Raw genomic sequence first — 21,074 nt, forward strand, 5'->3', positions numbered from 1 at the left:
AATTGAATGAGTTTTGTACCTTATGTCATCGAGCAGACAAGCAGGGGAGAGAGAAGTTACGATATTTATTCAAGACTGCTGAACGACCGTATTATTTTTCTGGGAGAGGAAGTCACTGACGTATCGGCAAACCTGATCGTTGCACAGCTTCTGTTCCTGGAGTCTGAAGATCCGGGAAAAGATATCCACATGTATATCAACAGCCCGGGAGGTTCTGTAAGCGCAGGACTTGCTATCTATGATACGATGCAGTACATCAAATGTGATGTATCCACGATCTGTATCGGTATGGCTGCCAGCATGGGAGCATTCCTTCTTGCCGGCGGTACCAAAGGAAAGAGAATGGCTCTGCCAAACTCTGAAATCATGATTCATCAGCCATCCGGTGGTGCACAGGGTCAGGCAACCGAGATCAAAATCGTTGCAGAACAGATTCTGAAAACCAAACGGAAATTAAATGAAATTCTGGCGGCAAATACAGGAAAACCGCTGGAACAGATTGAGATCGATACCGAGCGTGACAACTACATGTCCGCAGAGGAAGCAAAAGCATACGGTCTGATTGATAATGTAATTACGAACCGATAAGAGAGGAAAGGTGTCCAAAAGCGTAGTTCCGGCAATGAGGCTTTTGTGGCACCTTTTGCCTTATCCGGCGATAAGGTTTAGTTGTAATATGTTGAAAGGAAGAAAACGATGGCTATAAAAGGGAATGATACCAAGATCCGCTGCTCTTTCTGCGGAAAGACAGAAGACCAGGTACGCAAGCTGATCGCAGGCCCGGACGGGGCATACATCTGTGATGACTGCGTGGCAATCTGCTCGGAGATCATTCAGGAAGAATTTGAGGATCTGTACGGCGAGCAGGATACCGACGAGATCAACCTGATCAAACCAAAGGAAATCAAAGCATTTCTGGATGACTACGTAATCGGACAGGATGAGGCGAAAAAAGTGCTCTCCGTTGCTGTTTACAACCATTACAAACGAGTGCTTTCCGGTGCATCCTCCGACATCGAACTGCAGAAGAGCAACATTCTGATGCTCGGACCGACCGGTTCCGGAAAAACGTATCTGGCACAGACACTGGCCAAACTGATCAACGTTCCGTTTGCAATTGCAGACGCAACGGCGCTCACCGAGGCAGGTTATGTCGGCGAGGACGTAGAAAACATTCTGCTCCGCCTCATTCAGGCAGCAGACTATGATATCGAGCGCGCTGAGCACGGCATCATCTACATCGATGAGATCGATAAAATCACAAGAAAATCCGAAAACGCTTCGATCACACGAGATGTTTCCGGCGAGGGTGTACAGCAGGCACTGCTGAAAATCCTGGAGGGAACTGTAGCTTCCGTTCCGCCGCAGGGCGGAAGAAAGCATCCGCATCAGGAGTTTATTCAGATTGATACGACGAATATCCTCTTTATCTGCGGCGGTGCATTCGAAGGACTCGAGAAGATCATCGAGACGAGACAGGATACGAAATCCATCGGATTCAACAATCCGATCGGCCATGCAAAAGATGAGAATGTCGGAGATCTGCTCCGTCAGGTCATGCCGCAGGATCTGACCAAGTTCGGCCTGATTCCGGAGTTTGTCGGACGTGTGCCGATTGTCGTTACGTTAAATTCTCTGGATGAGACGGCCCTGATGAAGATTCTGGTTGAGCCGAAGAATTCTCTGGTCAAACAGTACAAGAAGCTGTTTGAGCTGGACGGCGTACAGCTTGACTTCAAAGAAGATGCACTCGAAGCGATTGCAAAGAAATCCCTGGAGCGGAAAACAGGCGCCAGAGGTCTCCGCGCAATCATGGAAGATACGATGATGGATCTGATGTATGAGATCCCGTCGGACAATACGACAAAAGAATGCGTCATCACCAAGGACGCTGTAGAAAAGAAGGCGGAGCCGGAGATTATTCACGGCGAACCGGCCCCTGTTCCACGGCGGAATATGGGAAGAAGATCCGGAAGACCGGAAACCGCCTGAAAAACGCAGGAGGAAACTTAAATGGAAGAAGTGACAAAAGTATTACCGGCGATTGCGCTGCGTGGAACGACGATTCTGCCGGATATGATTGTACATTTTGATATCAGCAGACCTAAATCGGTTCGTGCGGTCGAGGAGGCGATGCTGGGAGACCAGAAAATTTTCCTGATTACACAGAAAGACCCGGATACGGAAGTACCGGGTCTGCTTGATGTGTATAAAATTGGAACAATTGCGGTCATCAAACAGGTTGTGAGAATGCCAAAAGATGTTCTGCGGATTCTCGTAGAAGCAGAAAGACGTGCAGAACTGCTGAACTTCGAGGAAGAGGAGAGCGAGTATCTCCGCGCCGAGGTGGCGCTGTTTACCGGCTCGGACGAAATGCAGTTTTCCGATATCGAGCAGGAGGCAATGCTGCGCAACTTAAAAGAGCTGTTTGCCGTCTACTGCGAGCAGACGCAGAAAGTCAGCAAGGAACTGGCAGGCCAGATCCTCGGAACCGAAGAAGTCGGAAAGCTGGTGGACCAGATCTGCATGAATCTGCCCCTCGACTACGTAAACCGCCAGAAACTGCTGGAGGCTGTGGAGCTTTCCGAGCGGTATGATACGCTCTGCGTCATGATCGCCAACGAGATTCAGATTCAGGAGATCCGTTCGGAGATTCAGGGAAAAATCAAAGAGCGGATCGATAAGAACCAGCGTGATTATATTCTGCGCGAGCAGCTTAAAGTCATCCGCGAGGAACTCGGCGAGGACAATTCCCGGACCGAGATTGAAAATTATAAGAAGCAGCTTGAGAAGCTCAAAGCCTCCAAAGAGGTAAAAGAGCGGATTTCCGAGGAGATTCACCGTCTGGAAAATTCGGCCAACAATCCGTCCGAGGCAGGCGTGATTCGCGGCTATATCGAGACACTGCTGGGGCTTCCGTGGGATAAGGCATCCCGTGACAATCAAGATCTGGCAAGAGCACGCGAGATTCTGGAGGAAGATCACTACGGTCTTTCGAAAGTAAAAGAGAGAATCCTCGAATTCCTGGCCGTACGCACCCTGACGAAGAAAGGCGAGAGCCCGATTCTCTGCCTGGCAGGCCCTCCGGGAACCGGTAAGACCTCGATTGCGAGAAGCGTGGCGCGAGCCCTGAATAAAAAATACGTCCGCATCTGTCTCGGCGGTGTGCGGGATGAGGCGGAGATCCGCGGCCACAGAAGAACCTACATCGGCGCGATGCCGGGACGCATTGCGGCGGGACTCCATCAGGCGAAGGTGAAAAATCCGTTGATGCTGCTCGACGAGATCGACAAAGTAAGTGCAGATTACAAGGGAGATACCTCTTCCGCACTTCTTGAGGTCCTCGATTCCGAGCAGAATAATAAATTTGCCGATCATTACGTAGAGCTTCCGATCGACCTTTCGGAGGTGCTCTTTATTGCAACCGCAAATGATATTCAGAACATTCCGCGTCCGTTGCTGGACCGTATGGAAGTGATTGAAATTTCAAGCTATACGGAAAACGAGAAGTTCCATATCGCAAAAGAACATCTCGTTCCGAAGCAGAAGAAGGCGAACGGTCTGAAAGAAGCACAGCTTGTGATCGAGGATGAGGCGCTGATGGAAGTGATCAGCGGCTACACCAGAGAGGCCGGTGTCCGCTCCCTGGAGCGCCAGATCGGCAGAATCTGCAGAAAGAGTGCGAGAAAGATTCTCGAGGAACAGGTAAAAGAGGTTGTTGTGACGAAAGAAAACCTGGAAGAGTTCCTCGGAAAAGAGAGGTATGAGTTCCAGCCGGCCAACGAAAAACCGGAGATTGGTATTGTGCGCGGTCTTGCCTGGACGGCAGTCGGCGGCGATACGCTGCAGATCGAGGTCAATGTGATGCCGGGAAAAGGAGAGTTTCTGCTGACCGGCCAGCTCGGCGATGTGATGAAGGAGTCTGCGCAGGCGGGCATCAGCTTTATTCGTTCCGTGGCAGAGCAGTATAAGATTCCGAAAGAATTTTTCGAGAAACACGACATCCACATTCATATTCCGGAGGGAGCCGTTCCAAAAGATGGCCCGTCTGCCGGTATTACGATGGCGACGGCGATGGTTTCCGCGATCACAAAGGTTCCGGTAAAAGCAGACGTTGCGATGACCGGAGAGATTACGCTCCGCGGCCGTGTGCTTCCGATCGGCGGCTTAAAAGAGAAGCTGCTGGCGGCAAAGAAAGCCGGTATCCATATGGTTCTCGTTCCGGAGAAAAATGAGCCGGATGTAAGAGAACTGGATGCGGAGATCACAGACGGACTGCAGATCGAATTTGTCGGCAGCATGGAACAGGTATTAAAACTGGCACTTGTGGAAAAGAAGTAAGGCCAGAAGATGCAAAAAACAGGAGAAGAAAAGTATGGTAATTAAACAGGTAGAGCTGCAGCATGTCTGCGGAATCACCAGTAAACTGCCGGATACCGGTCAGGTGGAAGTGGCATTTGCGGGAAAATCCAATGTTGGAAAATCTTCTCTCATCAATGCCCTGATGAATCGGAAATCACTGGCGCGTACCAGTGCGCAGCCGGGAAAAACACAGACGATCAACTACTACCACATCAATGAGGAAATGTATCTGGTGGATTTGCCGGGATACGGTTTTGCGAGAGCCTCCGAGGAGGTTAAAGCAAAATGGGGCAAGCTGATCGAGGATTATCTGCATCAGTCAAAAATGCTGCACGCAGTATTTCTTCTGATTGATATCCGTCATGCACCGTCCAACAACGATCGCATCATGTACGACTGGATTCTTCGAAACGGCTATCAGCCGATCATCATTGCGACGAAGCTGGACAAGATCAAGCGCAGCCAGCTTCAAAAACAGATCAAGCTGATCCGCGAGACGCTGGAGGTTGAGAAAGATACGATTGTGATTCCGTTTTCTGCAGAGACAAAACAGGGACGCGAGGAGATCTGGAATCTGATTGATGAAATCCGCTCGGATGCAGAAGAAAGCGGGGAATAATGTCATGGGTATGATACGTGCGGCAGGCCTTGGGTATGAATACCTCCGTTATGAGGAGGAAGGACAGGAGCCGGAAGTAACAAAAGCGATCGAGGACGTCAGTCTGGAAATCCAGAAAGGACAGTTTATCGCGGTGCTCGGGCATAACGGAAGCGGAAAATCAACGCTTGCGAAACATATCAACGCTCTGCTGGTGCCTACAGAAGGCACCATGTGGGTGGACGATATGAAGACGACAGATGAGGAGGATGTCTGGAAGATCCGCCAGAAAGCCGGTATGGTATTCCAGAACCCGGATAACCAGATCATCGGAAATGTGGTGGAAGAGGATGTCGGCTTTGGACCGGAAAATCTGGGTGTCCCGACCGATGAAATCTGGAAACGGGTGGAGGAGAGCCTTACGGCGACCGGGATGATTTCATACCGGGCCCACTCTCCGAATAAGCTCTCGGGAGGTCAGAAACAGAGGGTTGCAATTGCAGGAGTGATGGCTATGCAGCCGGAATGTATTGTTCTTGATGAACCAACCGCGATGCTGGATCCGAACGGACGAAAAGAGGTTCTTCGCGCTGTGCGTAAGCTGAATGAAGAAAAGGGCGTTACGGTTATTCTGATTACGCATTACATGGAAGAGGTTGTTTTTGCGGACCGTGTGTTCGTTATGGACAGCGGCAGACTGGTAATGCAGGGGACGCCAAGGGAGATTTTTTCCGAAGTGGAGAAATTAAAAGAGCTCCGTCTTGATGTACCCCAAGTGACACTGTTGGCTTATGAATTGAGAAAAAATGGTGTAGATCTCCCGGAGGGAATTTTGACCATTGAAGAACTGGTGAATGCATTATGTCATTGAAACTTGAAGATGTAACGTACACATACAGCCCGGGAACGGCATATGAAATGCACGCCCTGGAGCATATCAATCTTGAAATTCCGAATGGCCAGTTTGTTGGGATTATCGGCCATACGGGAAGCGGAAAATCGACGCTTGTGCAGCATTTGAACGGTCTGATCCGCCCGACATTGGGACGGGTGCTGTATAACGGAGAGGATATCTGGAAAGAAGGATATCCGCTAAGAGAGCTTCGAAGCCATGTGGGACTGGTTTTCCAGTACCCGGAGCATCAGCTCTTTGAGACGGATGTGATCACAGATGTCTGCTTCGGACCGAAAAATCAGGGACTTTCACCGGAGGAATGCAGAAAACGGGCGGAAGAGGCACTGGATCATGTCGGATTTCCAAAGGAAATGTATGAAAAATCGCCGTTTGAACTCTCCGGAGGTCAGAAGCGTCGTGTTGCGATTGCCGGTGTGCTTGCCATGAACCCGGATTTTCTGGTGCTTGACGAGCCGACGGCGGGCCTTGATCCGAAGGGACGCGATGAAATCCTCGATCAGCTTGCATTGCTGCATAAGACGCGCGGCATTTCGGTCGTGCTCGTATCGCACAGCATGGAGGATATTGCAAAATATGTAGAGCGGATTATTGTCATGAACCACGGTCATGTGGCGTTTGACGATACACCGAAGAAAGTCTTCGCTCACTATAAAGAGCTGGAGAAAATCGGTCTTGCGGCGCCGCAGATGACGTATATTATGCATGCGCTAAAGGAACACGGCATGGACGTGGATGTAACGGCGACAACGGTTGAGGAGGCGCGCGATACGATTCTTGCGGCACTGGAAAGTCAGAAGAAAAACGGGAAAAAAGGAGCAGAAGTATGTTAAGAGATATTACTCTGGGACAGTATTACCCGGCAGATTCCATTCTGCACCGGCTTGACCCGCGTGTGAAATTTGTAGGAACGATCGTTTATGTCATTTCCCTCTTTTTGTTCCACAACTGGGGCTATCTGCTTGGAACCGTATTCCTTGCGGTGATGATTAAACTGTCGAAGGTACCGTTCAAATTTATCACGAAGGGTCTGAAATCAATTTTTGTGCTGCTCGCGATTACGATGGTATTTAACATCTTATTCACGCCGGGTGAGGTGCTCGTCCGTATCTGGAAAATTACGATCACCCACGAGGGTGTGGCCATGGCATGCCGTATGTCGGTGCGTCTGATTTTCCTGATGATCGGCTCTTCGCTGATGACGCTGACGACAACACCGAACCAGCTGACGGATGCACTCGAAAGCCTGCTCGGACCATTGAAAAAAATCCATGTGCCGGTGCATGAGATTTCCATGATGATGTCAATCGCGCTCCGTTTTATCCCGATTCTTCTGGAAGAGACAGACAAGATTATGAAAGCGCAGATGGCGCGCGGCGCGGATTTTGAGAGCGGAAATATTATCCAGAGAGTAAAGAACATGGTGCCGCTTCTGGTGCCGCTGTTTATTTCAGCCTTCCGCCGTGCAAATGATCTGGCGCTGGCAATGGAAGCACGCTGCTACCACGGAGGAGAGGGAAGAACACAGATGAAGCCGCTTCGGTATCAGACGCGCGATTATGCGGCGTATGGCGTCCTTATGGCATACCTTGTGTGCAGTATTGGCCTTCGCGTGTGTGGACTCTGATTTTGGCGAAAACGGAGGAGAAGAATGCGCAGAATTAAGCTGATTGTAGCGTATGACGGCACAAATTACTGTGGATGGCAGGTGCAGCCAAACGGCATTACAGTACAGGAAGTATTAAATCAGGCTCTTTCCGATCTCTTTGCAAAAAAAATTGCCTGCATCGGCGCAAGCCGGACCGACGCCGGGGTACATGCTCTCGGCAATGTTGCGGTATTTGATACGGATGCGAGAATGCCGGCGGACCGTATCGCTTTTGCACTCAACACACGGCTTCCGGCAGATATCCGTATTCAGGGATCATCCGAAGTGCCGCCGGACTTTCACCCGCGTTTTACCGCAACAGTCAAAACATATGAGTACAGGATTTTGAACCGCACCTTTGCAGATCCGACGCGGAGACTGAATTCCTATTTCTGGTACGGCCCGCTGGATGTGGATGCGATGCGGCAGGCAGCATCGTATCTGGTTGGCATGCATGATTTTAAAAGTTTTGCAACAGCCAAACCGGAGGTGACCGACACGGTCCGTACGATCTATGAAACGAGTTTGGAAAAAGAAGACGATCTGATCCGCTTCCGGATCACTGGAAACGGTTTTCTCTACAATATGGTGCGGATTATCACCGGAACACTGCTTGAGGTTGGAAAGGGTGATTATCCGCCGGAGAAAGTAAAAGAAATTCTTGCGGCGAAGGATCGAAAAATGGCGGGAGCAACGGCAAGGCCGGAGGGGCTGACCCTGGTGCAGATCCGGTATCCCGAATGGGATTTCGAGTAAAGACATAAGTGGTCTGTATTTTCCGCAAAACGGGACTCGCAGTTTGCGAAAAAATGCAAAATATGGGTAAAAAACAGTTGACATTCCAAAATCCGTATAATATAATTACTAAATGTGTGACGTAGTTTGAAAACGCCGATGCCATAAGCCCCGGTAAGGCGGTTTCCTATATACATGAAACAGTAAATTGAATTTTTCACAGGAGGTTATATCCATGAACACCTTTATGGCAAATCCAGATAAGATTGAAAGAAAATGGTATGTTGTTGATGCAGAAGGATGTACATTAGGACGTCTGGCATCTGAAGTAGCAAAAGTATTACGTGGAAAAAACAAACCGGAGTACACTCCACACGTAGATACTGGTGATTACGTAATCGTAATCAACGCTGATAAAGTAGCAGTAACCGGTAAAAAACTGGATCAGAAGATCTATTACAGCCACTCCGATTATGTTGGTGGAATGAAAGAAGCTACTCTTCGTGAGATGATGGCTAAGAAACCGGAGAAGGTTGTTGAACTTGCAGTGAAAGGCATGCTTCCAAAAGGACCTCTTGGAAGACAGATGTTCACAAAACTTCACGTATACGCTGGTGCAGAGCACGCTCATGCAGCTCAGAAACCAGAAGTATTAACATTTTAATAGGGAGGTAAAGAACATTGGCTAGCGCAAAATATTACGGAACCGGAAGAAGAAAAAAATCTATCGCAAGAGTATATCTTGTACCGGGAACTGGTAAAGTTACCATCAATAAAAGAGACATCGATGAGTATTTTGGTCTGGAGACCCTGAAAGTTATCGTTCGTCAGCCTCTGGCAGCTACAGAGACCGCTGATAAATTTGACGTGATCGTAAACGTTCACGGCGGCGGATACACAGGACAGGCAGGAGCAATCCGTCACGGTGTTGCACGTGCCCTTCTGACTGTAGATAACGACTACAGACCAGTTCTGAAAAAAGCAGGATTCCTGACTCGTGATCCTAGAATGAAAGAGCGTAAGAAGTACGGCCTCAAAGCCGCTCGTCGCGCTCCGCAGTTCAGCAAGCGATAATCTACAGCTTAATAATGCTAAAAAAGCCCGGAAATACGCCATTTTCCGGGCTTTTTCTATGCCTGAAATCGCCTGATTCCGATGGTGAAATTTGAGGAAATTTGACTTCAAATTAACCCATTTTGATGGGTTTACCATGGGTTTACGGCCTATTTTTGAGCCTAATGGGTGGGAAAATGGGTTTACAGAAGGCCATTTTGGAGGGGAAATTAGCCCCATATCCTTGACAGATTTTCGGCAAAAATCCGGCTGAAACGGAATGAAAAACAGTGTCAGGTTCGTTTGGCGAGTTCTGACAAATTCTGCAAAAATTTAATATCAGGTATCCTGTTACATAGAGCCTTGGCTCATTCTTTGAAAACGAGAATGGGTCGAGGCTCTATTTTTTTCGCCCGAAATCCGGCGAGACAAATTTGAGCAGGAGGTAACAGGTATGACGGATTTCAATCAGAAGACCCATGACACCGATGTGGGCAGTCATGGCGGACAGTCAAGGCAGATGATGGAGGTGTTTGAGAACCAGGAGTTTGGTTCGATCCGCGTGTTGCAAGAGGCGGGCAAGACCTTCTTCTGTGCAAGCGATGTGGCGAAAGCGTTGGGGTATGTGAATCCCTACGCCGCAGTGAAACGCCATTGCAGAGGCCCCCTAACGAAACGCGAGGGGGTCGTTCAGAAGGTGAATCAGTATGGAGATGCTGGAGAGCAGGTCGTTGAAATCTCCTTTATCACAGAAGGCGATGTTTACCGGCTGATCGTTCACAGCAAGCTGCCATCGGCAGAACGATTTGAACACTGGGTGTTTGATGAAGTTCTCCCGTCCATTCGCAAGCATGGTGTGTATATGAGCGATTCCATTTTGGATCAGGTGATTCAGCATCCGGAGGTCATCTACACACTGGCACAGGAGCTTGTAGCCGAGAGAGAGCAGCTTGAGGGTATCCGCAAACAGCTGGATGCGGCACAGCCCAAGGCAGACTACTTCGACACCTTTGTAAATTCGGAAGATTGCACCTGCATCCGGAATTTCTGTAAGGAAATCGGAATCCCAGAGAAGACGGCAGTAGCTCTCTTACTGGATCACCGCTATCTGTACCGCAGTCCAAGCGGCTGGCTGATGCCTTTTGCAGACAAATCTGCAAGGGGCTATTTTATTGTCCGGGATTGCTACGGCAGAAGCGGAAAACTGGTGCAGCAGACGAGAGTGACCTGCAAGGGAAAGAATCATCTCTTCAAGTTGTTTAAGAAATGGGGTGTGATCGAATGACGCTTTTTACAGAGGGACGCCTTCAGGCGTTTGAACGCATGATGCAGGATACCGGCAAATACCATCGACGGGAGGACAGCGAAGATCGTTCGCGCAAATGTCCGAAGAAAAAAACGGAGCCTGCGAAAAAGGATGGTGAGCACCATGCCGGTATTCAGGGTTGAGAAAAACAGCAATTACACAACGATGTGCAATTACCACCTGCGGGATCAGGGTCTCAGCCTGAAAGGAAAAGGACTTCTCTCTATGCTGCTTAGTTTACCGGACACATGGAACTATTCGGTACGGGGATTATCTTCGATTACACCGGATGGCGTAGATGGGGTGCTTACAGCTCTGAAAGAACTGGAACGTCTTGGATATCTGGAAAGGAACCAGCAGCGTGAGAGTAACGGTCGGATGGGCAGAGCGGAGTATGTGATCTATGAGATGCCAAGGAAAAAGCCGTGTTCGGAATCACCGTGTACGGAAAAGCCGTATACGGTAAATCCGGATACGGACACACCGGTTACGGAAAATCCCGCGCAATTAAGTACTAATAGAACAAGTACTGAAACAATCAATAAAAGAGAGAAGAAGGAAATCCAGCACCGGTATGGCTCATACGAAAATGTCCTTCTCTCTGACACGGAATACGGCAAGCTCCGGCAGGAGTTCCCAGGAGATTATCAGATGCGGGTGGAACGGCTCTCTGAGTATATGGCTTCCACCGGCAGGAGCTACAAAAATCACCTTGCCACAATCCGGAGCTGGGCAAAGAGAGAAAAGCCGAAGTATAACCCGGCAGACTACACATTTGAGGAAGGAGACAGCCTATGAGCGACATGGTGCCTGAAGTATTGAATGCGGCGTTGGATTCGCTCTTTACGCCGAAAGAACCCGGAGAGCAGGAATACCAGGGCGTGGACGGACTGCTGTATTGCCGGAACTGTCATACTCCGGTGCAGTGCAGGGTAAAGCTCTGGGGCAGAGACAAGATTGTTCCCTGCCTTTGCAGATGCCAGCAGGAAGCGATGGCGGAAAAGAAACGCCAGGATGAACTGGTGGAGCGGCAGCGTAAAATCAGGCAGCTGAAAGCAACTGGGATTCAGGAAAAGCATCTTCTGGAATGGAATTTTGGCGTTGCAGAAGACAACAAGGACATCCAGATGGCAAAACGTTATGTGGAGCAGTGGAAAAAGGTCAAGGCTGAAAACCTTGGCCTTTTGTTATGGGGAGATGTCGGAACCGGAAAGTCCTTTGTGGCGGCATGTATAGCAAATGCGCTGCTGGATCAGGGCATTCCGGTTTTGATGACGAACTTCTCCAAAATCCTGAACCAGATGGGTGCCATGTATTCGGAAGAACGATACCGGTATATCGCTTCGTTTTCCAACTATTCTTTGCTGATTCTGGATGATCTGGGAATTGAGCGCAGCACCGAATATGCGCTGGAGCAGGTCTACGCTGTCATTGATGAGCGGTATAAGTCCGGGCTTCCGGTCATTATCACAACCAATCTGAAAATTGCAGAAATCCGCAATCCGCAGGATGTGGCATACGCCCGGATTTACAGCAGGATTCTGGAAATGTGTACGCCGGTGCGAATCAGCGGAGAGGACCGCAGAAAGAGCATTGGAAAAGAAAAACAGCAGGTCGTTAAGGAGGTACTTGATCTATGAAGTGCAAGGCAAAAAAGGCGTTTTTCGCAGGTAAGAATGACATCTATCACCGCTGGAAGGAGGTTAAGAAGCTGAATGGCAAAAGCAAAAACCAGTATTACAACAGAAAACCGCAGTGGCTCAGCTGCCGACGCTGCGGCTAAGGAGAAGCGGACGGAGATGCCGTTTTCTGACCTGCATCCTTTTGAAGGGCATCCCTTTAAGGTGCTGGATGACGAGCTGATGGAACAGACCGTAGAGAGCATCAAGCAGATCGGTGTGGTATCACCACTGATTGTCCGACCTGACCCGGAAGGCGGATTTGAAATTCTTTCAGGACACCGCAGACTTCATGCGGCGCAGCTGGCAGGTTTGGAGACTGTGCCGGTCATCGTCAAGGAAATGGACGATGATGCAGCAATCATCTTTATGGTGGACAGCAACTTGCAGCGGGAGAATATTCTTCCCAGCGAGAGAGCGTTTTCCTACAAGATGAAGTTGGAGGCGATGAAACATCAGGGTCAGAGAAAAGATTTGACTTCGGAGCAATTTGCACCGAAGTTGTCTACGGAGATTATTGGTGAAGCTGTTGGAATGAGTAAGGATACGGTTAAACGCTATATCCGCCTTACCAACCTGATTCCTGAAATTTTGGATATGGTGGATGAGAAGAAAATCGCCTTTAATCCGGCGGTGGAGTTGTCTTACCTGAAACCGTCTGAACAGAAGGAATTTCTGGAGGCAATGGACTATGCACAGGCATCTCCATCCCTGTCGCAGGCACAGCGGCTGAAGAAGCTCTCACAGGAGGGCGGCTGCACGTTGGATGCCATGTGTGAAGTGATGAATGAAGTCAAAAAGGATGAGCTTGACCATGTGACGATTAAAAACGAGGTTCTTCGGAAGTATTTCCCAAAATCCTATACGCCGAAGCAGATGCAGGACACGATTATCCGGCTGCTGGAAAAATGGCAGCGAAGTAAACAACGAGATATGGAACGATGAGAAGGAGATTTTTATGATGATGAACTTTAAGAAGAATCAGAACAACGCAGTGTGCAGCATGGATTGCAAGAACTGCCCGCACGGTGCATCGCAGCCCAATCCGATGGATGATCCCATGTTTGAGAAGTCCATTGCGATGCTTCATAACTGGCTGATGCTGGAGGCAATCCGTGAAGATCACCCGAAGGAGCGCATTGTGATGGTGATCCTGCCGGGGGCTGGCGGCGAACTCCTGACCGAGGATGGCAGTCGAGACATCTTTGAGGATGTTTACGATGAGATGGAGGCTGATCTGGTGGCAGATGGGGAACTGCTTCTCCATTATGATAAGAGCGATGTGATCGAGACTGACAGAACCCGCTATCTGTTGGGAGCTGCGGAGGTTTCGGAAATCGACCAGAACGGCAACGAATGCAGCATCAATCTGTTTACGCTGGAACGCACCATCGACTATGTGAACGAGAACCTGACGGTGGTTTCCATTGGCGGCGAGTTGGTTCCGGCACTGCGCCTGATCTAAGGAGGTGCCTATGAAGAAATTTGATGTGGAGATTACAGAGACTCTCCAGAGAAAGGTTTCCGTGGAAGCTGCCTCACAGGAAGATGCGGAACGCATGGTGACGCAGGCGTGGAACAATCAGGACTATGTTCTGGATTCCGGCGATTTCACCGGTGTGGATTTCAAGACCGTGGGAGAACATGAATTGGCAGAGGCCAGGACAATGGATGTGCTGCTGGTACAGCCCAATGCCTATCCGAAGAAAATCAGTGTTGGCACGGAGCTGGAAGATTTGCAGGCCATGGTCGGCGGCGATATTGAAGTCACCTATCCATTTGAGGATGAAGTGGCCATTATTCTGAATGAATCCGGCAAAATCAATGGTCTGCCGCTGAACCGTGCGATTTACACCGAAGACGGGGATATGCAGGACATTTATGCCGGTGATTTTCTGGTGGTAGGGCTGACAGAGGATGACTTTGGTTCTCTGACTTCGGAGCAGATGCAGAAATTTGAGGAGCAGTTCCATCAGCCCCAGATGTTCGTTCGTATGGGGCGCAGCATCATGGCGATTCCGGTTCCGGATGACATGGTGAAGAAGATGGAGGAAAAGGCTGCAAAGCCCCAAGAAAAGAGTAAACCGGCACCGGACCGGGACAGTTTGTAAGGAAGGAGGCGGAGATTCATGCAGGAAGAAGTTGAAAATCGTACCGTCAATCTGGCAATCAGTACCACGAAACTGACATTTCGCACTATCGTGAATGGCTATAATGCGTGGAAACGGCACCATCAGGCAAAGGCGGCTCAGAAATCAGCGCAGATGCCGCTTGGAAAGCAGAGCATCAAAGAACTGATCGGTCAGAATCAGGGAGTCAGCAGTATCCCCATTGAGAAAACGGATTTGAAAGGCTTTGAACAGGTGGCGCGGAAATACGGTGTGGATTATGCCATTACGAAAGACCAAAATGTGATTCCACCCAAGTACACGGTGTTCTTTAAGGCGAAGGATGCGGATGCACTGACTTCCGCTTTTGAGGAATTCACCAACCGCAAGCTGAAAGCAAAGGAAAAACCGAGTGTTCTGGAGCAGCTTAACAAGCTCAAAGAACTGGTGGCTGCAATTCTGCCGGATAAGGTTCGTCACAAAAGTCAGGAGCGTGATCTATGAGTAATAAGACCAAGAAGCTGCTGATCCTGAACCTGCCGTACTTCATTGCCGGTCTTGTATGTACCAATCTGGGAGAAGCGTGGAGAATTGCCGAGGGCGCAGACATGTCTGAAAAGCTCCTCGGCTTTCTTTCTGCCCTGGGTGCAGCATTTTCCAACCCGATGCCAAGTCTGCATCCGCTGGATTTGCTGATTGGTGTGTGCTGCGGAGCGGGTCTGCGGCTTGCTGTGTATCTGAAAGGCAAAAATGCCAAGAAATATCGTCATGGTATGGAGTATGGCTCTGCCCGGTGGGGTACGCAGAAAGACATCGAACCGTTTGAAGATCCAGTGTTTGCAAACAATGTGATTCTGACCCGGACGGAGCGGCTGATGATGGGCAATCGCCCGAAGAATCCGGCAAATGCCAGAAACAAAAATGTGCTTGTGGTCGGCGGTTCCGGCAGCGGTAAGACGAGATTTTGGCTTAAACCCAACCTTTTACAATGTCACAGTTCCTACGTGGTCACTGACCCGAAAGGTGATATCGTAATCGACTGCGGCCAAGCCCTTTTGAAGAACGGATACAGTATCCGGATTTTCAATACTATCAATTTCAGAAAGTCGATGCATTATAATCCCTTCGCGTATATTCACAGCGAAAAGGATATTTTGAAGCTGACCACAACCCTCATTGCCAACACTAAAGGGGACGGCAAGGCCGGTGACGAATTCTGGACGAAGGCAGAGACCTTGCTGTATTGTGCTTTGATTGGTTATATCCATTATGAGGCACCGCTGGAAGAGCAGAACTTTGCAACGCTGATTGAATTTCTGAACGCGATGGAAGTGCGCGAGGATGATGAAACCTTTCAGAATCCAGTGGATCAGATGTTTGAAGCTCTGAAAAAGAAAAAACCGAACCACTTTGCTGTCCGCCAATATGCCAAGTTCAAGCTGGCGGCGGGCAAGACCTTAAAGTCGATTCTGGTGAGCTGCGGTGCACGTCTGGCTCCCTTCGATATTGAGGAAGTCCGCGATATCACCATGTACGATGAGCTGTCGCTGGATACGGTGGGAGATAAGAAAACGGCTCTGTTCCTCATTATGAGCGATACAGACCCGACTTTTAATTTCCTGATTTCGATGATCTATACACAGCTGTTTAACCTGCTGTGCGAGAAAGCGGATGATATTTACGGCGGCAGATTGCCGGTGCATGTGCGCTGCCTGATTGATGAGTGTGCGAACATTGGTCAGATTCCAAATCTGGAAAAGCTGGTAGCCACCATCCGATCAAGAGAAATCTCGGCATGTCTGGTACTTCAGGCACAGAGCCAGTTGAAGGCAATCTACAAGGACAATGCCGATACCATCATCGGCAATATGGATTCTCGTATTTTCCTTGGCGGTTCGGAGCCGACTACGCTGAAAGAGCTGAATCAGGCATTGGGAAAAGAAACGATTGATCTGTACAACACTTCCGATACCAGAGGCAACAGCCCATCTTACGGCACCAATTACCAAAAGGTTGGGCATGACCTGGCTTCGGTGGATGAACTGGCTGTGCTGGATGGCGGAAAGTGCATTTTGCAGCTGCGCGGTGTCAGACCGTTCAAGTCAGATAAATACGATCTGACCCAGCATCCGAACTACAAGCTCACTGCCGGTGCTGATAAGAAAAACACGTTCAGCATCGAGACGTTTCTCGATCATCGGCTGAAGCTCAAGCCCGGTGATAAGTACGAAGTAGTTGATGCAGATCATGCCAAATAAGTTTGTTCCGGTGACGAAGATGTCATGGGTACGCTGCTGGTAACAGAATAAGATAAGGGGCGGCGAGCTGCCGCCTCTTTACATAGCCAGGTTTCTGATTGGGATTGGAGACCTGGCTATATGTTTGCCCATTTGCAGGTGCACATGCAGATGGAAAATCACTATTCATTAGCCCGCAAGGGCGCATCGTACAAGGAGGTACACATTTATGGCATTTTTCAACAGCGCAGTAACCGTTCTTCAGACTCTTGTCATCGCACTGGGTGCCGGTCTCGGCATCTGGGGAGCCATCAACCTGCTGGAGGGCTACGGCAACGACAACCCCGGTGCCAAATCCCAGGGTATGAAACAGCTGATGGCTGGCGGCGGCGTGGCACTGATCGGTACGACTCTGGTGCCGCTGCTTTCCGGTCTGTTCGGTTAAGCAAAAGCTGTCGGAGCGAAGATTCCGGCCGGGCGGCGAAAGCTGCCTGTTACATAGTCAGGTGCAGGCAATCTCCGCAGCTGGCTATTTTCTGCGCTCTCTGGCAGGTGCACATGTTGGAAGTATGGCGCAGAACCGCAGTTTAGAATCGCACCGGCGGATAGGCCGGACAAGTTACAGGAGGACAAATCTATGGCGTTTCTTACTACAACTGCATCGGCACTGTCTCTTTTCTCTCAGCTGTTCATGCTTCTGTCCCGGATGGCGAAGCTGTTCGGCGTGTTTGCGTAAGGAAGGAGGCGGCTCATGCAGAGTATCCTTGAACAGATCACAGATTGGCTCAAGAGCATGATCATCAGCGGTATCATGGGAAATCTTTCAGGGATGTTCGATTCGGTCAACCAGCAGGTTGGACAGATCGCAGGCGATGTGGGAACCACACCGGCGAACTTTTCACCTGCTGTTTTTTCTATGATCCGCAACATCTCGGAATCCGTGATCCTGCCCATTGCCGGAATGGTGCTGACTTTCATCGCCTGTTATGAGCTGATCCAGATGCTCATTGAGCATAACAATCTGGCAAATTTCGAGACATGGACATTTTTCAAATGGGTCTTTAAGACCTTTCTGGCAGTGACCCTGATCTCGAACACATTCAATATCACGATGGCTGTCTTTGATGCGGCGCAGCAAGTGATCTCCCGAAGCGGCGGGCTGATTTCCGGCAGTACGTCCGTCAGCGATGCGACCCTGACAGCAATGCAGGCCACGCTGGAAGGCATGGACTTAGGACCGCTGCTGGGACTGTATTTGCAGACCTTTGTGGTTCAGGTCACGATGCTGGCGTTGTCGGCTATCATCTTTGTCATCGTGTATGGCCGAATGGTGGAAATATATCTCATGGTGAGCCTTGCGCCGATTCCGTTCGCAACCTTTGGAAACCATGAGCAGAGCCATACCGGTCAAAACTATCTGCGCTCCCTGTTTGCACTGGGATTCCAGGGCTTTCTTATCATGATCTGTGTAGGCATCTATGCAGTTCTGATTCAGAACCTGTCCTTTTCGGATAACATCATCAGCAGCATTTGGGGCGTTTTGGGCTATACGGTTTTGCTGGCATTTACGCTGTTTAAGACGGGAAGCCTCGCGAAATCCGTGTTTGCAGCGCACTAAGAGAGGAGGAATGATTCATGGCATCTTATATTTCTGTGCCGCGAGACCTTTCAAAGGTCAAGACCAAGGTCTTTATGAACCTGACCAAACGGCAGATTCTCTGCTTCGGAGCCGGTGCGCTGATTGGCGTTCCGGTTTTCTTTTTGCTCAAATCCAGCGGAAATCTGAGCCTTGCTGCACTTGGCATGATGGCAGTGATGCTGCCGCTCTTCTTTCTTGCCATGTACGAGAAAGACGGTCAGCCGCTGGAAGTGGTGGCAAAGCATTTCTATGAGGCGAAGTTCAAGAGGCCGAAAACGCGGCCTTACAAAACGAAAAATTACTATGCACTGCTGGTTCAGCAGGCAGACGTGGAAATGGAGGTAAATCGCATTGTTCAAAATTCTCGAAAAGCTGACAGCGAAGAATAAAAAGCAGGATGACATCCGAATGCCGTCTCATCTGTCAGCCGCAGAGCAAAAACAGGTGCAGACGGTGATTGATCGTGCAAGGGGTGACCGCACGGTTCCGCATTCGGCACAGGAGAGCATTCCTTTTCAGCGGATGTTCCCGGACGGTATTTGCCGTGTGACGGACAATTACTACACCAAAACCATTCAGTTTCAGGACATCAATTACCAGCTGGCGCAGCAGGAAGATCAGACGGCTATCTTTGAGGAATGGTGCAGCTTCCTGAACTTCTTTGATTCCAGCATCCGCTTTGAGCTTTCTTTTATGAATATGGCTACGGATGCCTCGAATTTTGAGAAGATGGTGCGCATCCCGTACCAGAAGGATCATTTCAATCCGGTGCGCACGGAGTACAGCACCATGCTGCGCCGCCAGCTTGCCCAAGGTAACAACGGCCTGACCAAGACGAAGTATCTGACGTTTGGCATTGAGGCGGAATCCATGAAACAGGCAAAGCCGAGGCTTATCCACATCGAGATCGACCTGATGAACAACTTCAAACGCTTGGGTGTCCGGGCAAAATTGCTGAACGGCAAGGAACGGCTTCATCTGATGCACGATATGTTCCACATGGGTGACCATGACCGATTCAATTTCGATTGGAAGTGGTTGCCGGAGAGCGGACTGTCGGTAAAGGACTTTATTGCACCGACCGGGTTTGCCTTTCCGAAGAACCGCATTTTTCAGATGGGCGGGATGTATGGCTCCATGTCCTATCTCCAGATCACGGCTTCCGACCTGTCGGACCAGCTGCTGAAAGATTTTCTGGATATGGAATCCAGCCAGATTGTGACCATGCACATTCAGTCGGTAGACCAGAACAAAGCAATCAAGTCCATTAAGCACACCATTACGGAGCTGGATCGTTCCAAGATTGAGGAACAGAAGAAAGCTGTCCGTTCCGGATACGATATGGACATCATTCCGTCAGATTTGGCAACTTACGGCAAGGACGCAAAGGCACTGCTGAAGGAATTGCAGAGCCAGAATGAGCGTATGTTCCTGCTGACCTTTCTGGTGATGAACACCGGCGAGACGGAGCAGGAGCTGGAAACCAATGTGTTTCAAGCTTCCAGTATCGCGCAGAAGTACAACTGCAACCTGCGCCGTCTGGATTTTCAGCAGGAGCAGGGGCTGATGAGCTGCCTGCCGCTGGCACAGAACCTGATTGAGATTCAGCGCAGCATGACTACCAGCAGCACGGCAATTTTCGTGCCGTTTACCACCCAGGAGCTGTTTCAGACCGGGAAAGAGGCTCTGTACTATGGGCTGAATGCTTTGTCCAACAACCTGATTATGGTTGACCGGAAAAAGCTCAAAAACCCCAACGGGCTGATTCTGGGTACTCCCGGTTCCGGTAAATCCTTCTCTGCCAAGCGAGAAATCGCCAATGCGTTTTTGGTGACGGATGACGATGTAATTGTGTGCGATCCGGAAGCCGAGTACACGGCACTGGTGCAGAAATTTGAGGGGCAGGTCATTAAGATCAGCCCTTCCAGCACGCAGTATATCAATCCGATGGACATCAACGCGAATTATTCGGAAGAAGATAATCCGATTGCCCTGAAAGCAGATTTCATCTTGTCCCTGTGCGAGCTGATCGTGGGCGGCAAAGAAGGCTTGCAGCCGGTAGAAAAGACGGTTATCGATCGTTGCGTTCATCAGATTTACCAGACCTATTTTGAGAATCCGGTGCCGGAGAACATGCCGGTGTTGCAGGACTTGTATGAGGCACTGCTCAGGCAGGATGAAAAGGAAGCACACCATGTGGCAACAGCACTGGAAATCTATGTAACCGGTTCTCTGAACCTGTTTAACCACCGCACCAACGTAGATATCAATAACCGGCTGGTCTGCTATGACATCAAGGAACTGGGCAAGCAGCTGAAAAAGATCGGGATGCTGGTGGTGCAGGATCAGGTCTGGGGGCGTGTGACCGCCAACCGCAACGCAGGTAAAGCCACCCGCTACTATATGGACGAGTTCCATCTGCTTTTGAAAGAAGAGCAGACAGCGGCTTACAGCGTGGAAATCTGGAAGCGATTCCGTAAATGGGGCGGTATTCCAACCGGCATTACCCAGAACGTAAAAGATCTGCTTTCTTCCCGCGAAGTGACAAACATTTTTGAGAACAGCGACTTCATTTATATGCTGAATCAGGCAGCCGGTGACCGTCAGATTCTGGCGGATCAGCTGAATATCAGTCCGCACCAGCTGTCCTATGTGACCCACTCCGGTGAAGGCGAAGGATTGCTGTTCTACGGAAATGTGATTTTGCCGTTCGTTGATCGTTTCCCGACCGATTTGGAACTGTACCGGATCATGACGACCAAATTAACCGAAGTGCAGGAAGCAAAGGAGGCATAA

General features: G+C 49.7%; 24 protein-coding genes. All 24 read left to right on the top strand.

Translation table 11 applies throughout. The features are described 5' to 3' along the window. Positions 1-6: 6 nt before the first annotated feature. The 24 genes from clpP to DWX00_RS02950 all read left to right on the top strand — a co-directional run bounded on the left by clpP (position 7) and on the right by DWX00_RS02950 (position 21,074). The gene (gene clpP / locus DWX00_RS02845; protein ID WP_022461349.1) at positions 7-588 is read left to right on the top strand and encodes an ATP-dependent Clp endopeptidase proteolytic subunit ClpP; all 582 of its coding nucleotides are present in this window, start codon (positions 7-9) and stop codon (positions 586-588) included. 108 nt (positions 589-696) lie between these two features. Continuing rightward, positions 697-1,992 (top strand): ATP-dependent Clp protease ATP-binding subunit ClpX, encoded by a 1,296-nt coding sequence (clpX, locus tag DWX00_RS02850; protein WP_117509624.1) that lies wholly within the window; start codon positions 697-699, stop codon positions 1,990-1,992. Between the two features lie 21 nt (positions 1,993-2,013). Beyond that, on the top strand, positions 2,014-4,341 hold the full coding sequence (gene lon / locus DWX00_RS02855; protein ID WP_055265745.1) for an endopeptidase La: 2,328 nt from the start codon (positions 2,014-2,016) through the stop codon (positions 4,339-4,341). Between the two features lie 34 nt (positions 4,342-4,375). Next, positions 4,376-4,981 carry a ribosome biogenesis GTP-binding protein YihA/YsxC gene (yihA, locus tag DWX00_RS02860; RefSeq protein ID WP_055226925.1) on the top strand — a complete coding sequence of 202 codons (606 nt, stop codon included), beginning with the start codon at positions 4,376-4,378 and terminating at the stop codon, positions 4,979-4,981. Between the two features lie 4 nt (positions 4,982-4,985). Further along, on the top strand, positions 4,986-5,831 hold the full coding sequence (locus DWX00_RS02865; protein ID WP_118594702.1) for an energy-coupling factor transporter ATPase: 846 nt from the start codon (positions 4,986-4,988) through the stop codon (positions 5,829-5,831). Then, positions 5,822-6,706 carry an energy-coupling factor transporter ATPase gene (locus tag DWX00_RS02870; RefSeq protein ID WP_055265743.1) on the top strand — a complete coding sequence of 295 codons (885 nt, stop codon included), beginning with the start codon at positions 5,822-5,824 and terminating at the stop codon, positions 6,704-6,706. Before DWX00_RS02865 ends, DWX00_RS02870 begins: the two co-directional genes overlap by 10 nt. Then, positions 6,700-7,500, top strand: coding sequence for an energy-coupling factor transporter transmembrane component T family protein (locus DWX00_RS02875; RefSeq protein ID WP_118594635.1), 801 nt, complete (start codon positions 6,700-6,702; stop codon positions 7,498-7,500). Before DWX00_RS02870 ends, DWX00_RS02875 begins: the two co-directional genes overlap by 7 nt. A 24-nt stretch (positions 7,501-7,524) precedes the next feature. Further along, on the top strand, positions 7,525-8,277 hold the full coding sequence (truA, locus tag DWX00_RS02880; protein ID WP_055226919.1) for a tRNA pseudouridine(38-40) synthase TruA: 753 nt from the start codon (positions 7,525-7,527) through the stop codon (positions 8,275-8,277). A gap of 214 nt (positions 8,278-8,491) precedes the next feature. Next, positions 8,492-8,920 carry a 50S ribosomal protein L13 gene (rplM, locus tag DWX00_RS02885; protein WP_055219851.1) on the top strand — a complete coding sequence of 143 codons (429 nt, stop codon included), beginning with the start codon at positions 8,492-8,494 and terminating at the stop codon, positions 8,918-8,920. A gap of 17 nt (positions 8,921-8,937) precedes the next feature. Continuing rightward, positions 8,938-9,330 carry a 30S ribosomal protein S9 gene (gene rpsI / locus DWX00_RS02890; RefSeq protein WP_055219853.1) on the top strand — a complete coding sequence of 131 codons (393 nt, stop codon included), beginning with the start codon at positions 8,938-8,940 and terminating at the stop codon, positions 9,328-9,330. A 433-nt stretch (positions 9,331-9,763) separates the two neighbouring features. After that, entirely contained in the window at positions 9,764-10,594 is an 831-nt protein-coding gene (locus DWX00_RS02895) for a phage antirepressor Ant (RefSeq protein WP_002576413.1), read from the top strand. Beyond that, entirely contained in the window at positions 10,591-10,758 is a 168-nt protein-coding gene (locus tag DWX00_RS19810) for a hypothetical protein (protein WP_171032223.1), read from the top strand. The genes DWX00_RS02895 and DWX00_RS19810 overlap by 4 nt, the downstream gene beginning before the upstream one ends. After that, positions 10,739-11,413 carry a helix-turn-helix domain-containing protein gene (locus tag DWX00_RS02900; protein WP_097772875.1) on the top strand — a complete coding sequence of 225 codons (675 nt, stop codon included), beginning with the start codon at positions 10,739-10,741 and terminating at the stop codon, positions 11,411-11,413. The genes DWX00_RS19810 and DWX00_RS02900 overlap by 20 nt, the downstream gene beginning before the upstream one ends. Next, entirely contained in the window at positions 11,410-12,255 is an 846-nt protein-coding gene (locus DWX00_RS02905; RefSeq protein WP_005929990.1) for an ATP-binding protein, read from the top strand. The genes DWX00_RS02900 and DWX00_RS02905 overlap by 4 nt, the downstream gene beginning before the upstream one ends. Further along, positions 12,252-12,398: a hypothetical protein gene (locus DWX00_RS19545; RefSeq protein ID WP_158574624.1), complete on the top strand. Its 147-nt coding sequence runs from the start codon at positions 12,252-12,254 to the stop codon at positions 12,396-12,398. Before DWX00_RS02905 ends, DWX00_RS19545 begins: the two co-directional genes overlap by 4 nt. Beyond that, positions 12,331-13,239, top strand: a complete 909-nt coding sequence (locus tag DWX00_RS02910; RefSeq protein ID WP_117963962.1) for a ParB/RepB/Spo0J family partition protein — start codon at positions 12,331-12,333, stop codon at positions 13,237-13,239. The genes DWX00_RS19545 and DWX00_RS02910 overlap by 68 nt, the downstream gene beginning before the upstream one ends. Before the next feature lie 13 nt (positions 13,240-13,252). Continuing rightward, positions 13,253-13,759 (top strand): hypothetical protein, encoded by a 507-nt coding sequence (locus tag DWX00_RS02915; RefSeq protein WP_005929984.1) that lies wholly within the window; start codon positions 13,253-13,255, stop codon positions 13,757-13,759. A 10-nt stretch (positions 13,760-13,769) separates the two neighbouring features. Next, positions 13,770-14,405, top strand: coding sequence for a DUF3846 domain-containing protein (locus tag DWX00_RS02920; protein WP_117963961.1), 636 nt, complete (start codon positions 13,770-13,772; stop codon positions 14,403-14,405). 18 nt (positions 14,406-14,423) lie between these two features. After that, a complete protein-coding gene (locus tag DWX00_RS02925; RefSeq protein ID WP_005929980.1) occupies positions 14,424-14,906 on the top strand; it encodes a PcfB family protein in 483 nt (160 codons plus the stop codon). Then, entirely contained in the window at positions 14,903-16,660 is a 1,758-nt protein-coding gene (locus tag DWX00_RS02930; RefSeq protein ID WP_005929977.1) for a VirD4-like conjugal transfer protein, CD1115 family, read from the top strand. Before DWX00_RS02925 ends, DWX00_RS02930 begins: the two co-directional genes overlap by 4 nt. A 208-nt stretch (positions 16,661-16,868) precedes the next feature. Further along, positions 16,869-17,084 carry a Maff2 family mobile element protein gene (locus DWX00_RS02935; protein WP_002576404.1) on the top strand — a complete coding sequence of 72 codons (216 nt, stop codon included), beginning with the start codon at positions 16,869-16,871 and terminating at the stop codon, positions 17,082-17,084. 306 nt (positions 17,085-17,390) lie between these two features. Then, positions 17,391-18,257 carry a VirB6/TrbL-like conjugal transfer protein, CD1112 family gene (locus tag DWX00_RS02940; RefSeq protein WP_117963960.1) on the top strand — a complete coding sequence of 289 codons (867 nt, stop codon included), beginning with the start codon at positions 17,391-17,393 and terminating at the stop codon, positions 18,255-18,257. A gap of 17 nt (positions 18,258-18,274) precedes the next feature. Then, positions 18,275-18,667: a PrgI family protein gene (locus DWX00_RS02945; protein WP_002576402.1), complete on the top strand. Its 393-nt coding sequence runs from the start codon at positions 18,275-18,277 to the stop codon at positions 18,665-18,667. Between the two features lie 19 nt (positions 18,668-18,686). Further along, complete coding sequence (locus tag DWX00_RS02950) at positions 18,687-21,074, top strand: VirB4-like conjugal transfer ATPase, CD1110 family (protein ID WP_117963970.1); 2,388 nt, start codon at positions 18,687-18,689, stop codon at positions 21,072-21,074.

Source organism: Blautia sp. AF17-9LB (genome assembly GCF_003479185.1).
GTDB classification, from domain to species: Bacteria; Bacillota; Clostridia; order Lachnospirales; family Lachnospiraceae; genus Fusicatenibacter; species Fusicatenibacter saccharivorans.

Coding starts and splice junctions, on each gene's coding strand:
- clpP (WP_022461349.1), top strand. CDS start 7: ATGAGTTTTGTACCTTATGTCATCGAGCAGACAAGCAGGGGAGAGAGA.
- clpX (WP_117509624.1), top strand. CDS start 697: ATGGCTATAAAAGGGAATGATACCAAGATCCGCTGCTCTTTCTGCGGA.
- lon (WP_055265745.1), top strand. CDS start 2,014: ATGGAAGAAGTGACAAAAGTATTACCGGCGATTGCGCTGCGTGGAACG.
- yihA (WP_055226925.1), top strand. CDS start 4,376: ATGGTAATTAAACAGGTAGAGCTGCAGCATGTCTGCGGAATCACCAGT.
- DWX00_RS02865 (WP_118594702.1), top strand. CDS start 4,986: ATGGGTATGATACGTGCGGCAGGCCTTGGGTATGAATACCTCCGTTAT.
- DWX00_RS02870 (WP_055265743.1), top strand. CDS start 5,822: ATGTCATTGAAACTTGAAGATGTAACGTACACATACAGCCCGGGAACG.
- DWX00_RS02875 (WP_118594635.1), top strand. CDS start 6,700: ATGTTAAGAGATATTACTCTGGGACAGTATTACCCGGCAGATTCCATT.
- truA (WP_055226919.1), top strand. CDS start 7,525: ATGCGCAGAATTAAGCTGATTGTAGCGTATGACGGCACAAATTACTGT.
- rplM (WP_055219851.1), top strand. CDS start 8,492: ATGAACACCTTTATGGCAAATCCAGATAAGATTGAAAGAAAATGGTAT.
- DWX00_RS02895 (WP_002576413.1), top strand. CDS start 9,764: ATGACGGATTTCAATCAGAAGACCCATGACACCGATGTGGGCAGTCAT.
- DWX00_RS19810 (WP_171032223.1), top strand. CDS start 10,591: ATGACGCTTTTTACAGAGGGACGCCTTCAGGCGTTTGAACGCATGATG.
- DWX00_RS02900 (WP_097772875.1), top strand. CDS start 10,739: ATGCCGGTATTCAGGGTTGAGAAAAACAGCAATTACACAACGATGTGC.
- DWX00_RS02905 (WP_005929990.1), top strand. CDS start 11,410: ATGAGCGACATGGTGCCTGAAGTATTGAATGCGGCGTTGGATTCGCTC.
- DWX00_RS19545 (WP_158574624.1), top strand. CDS start 12,252: ATGAAGTGCAAGGCAAAAAAGGCGTTTTTCGCAGGTAAGAATGACATC.
- DWX00_RS02910 (WP_117963962.1), top strand. CDS start 12,331: ATGGCAAAAGCAAAAACCAGTATTACAACAGAAAACCGCAGTGGCTCA.
- DWX00_RS02915 (WP_005929984.1), top strand. CDS start 13,253: ATGATGATGAACTTTAAGAAGAATCAGAACAACGCAGTGTGCAGCATG.
- DWX00_RS02920 (WP_117963961.1), top strand. CDS start 13,770: ATGAAGAAATTTGATGTGGAGATTACAGAGACTCTCCAGAGAAAGGTT.
- DWX00_RS02925 (WP_005929980.1), top strand. CDS start 14,424: ATGCAGGAAGAAGTTGAAAATCGTACCGTCAATCTGGCAATCAGTACC.
- DWX00_RS02930 (WP_005929977.1), top strand. CDS start 14,903: ATGAGTAATAAGACCAAGAAGCTGCTGATCCTGAACCTGCCGTACTTC.
- DWX00_RS02935 (WP_002576404.1), top strand. CDS start 16,869: ATGGCATTTTTCAACAGCGCAGTAACCGTTCTTCAGACTCTTGTCATC.
- DWX00_RS02940 (WP_117963960.1), top strand. CDS start 17,391: ATGCAGAGTATCCTTGAACAGATCACAGATTGGCTCAAGAGCATGATC.
- DWX00_RS02945 (WP_002576402.1), top strand. CDS start 18,275: ATGGCATCTTATATTTCTGTGCCGCGAGACCTTTCAAAGGTCAAGACC.
- DWX00_RS02950 (WP_117963970.1), top strand. CDS start 18,687: ATGCCGTCTCATCTGTCAGCCGCAGAGCAAAAACAGGTGCAGACGGTG.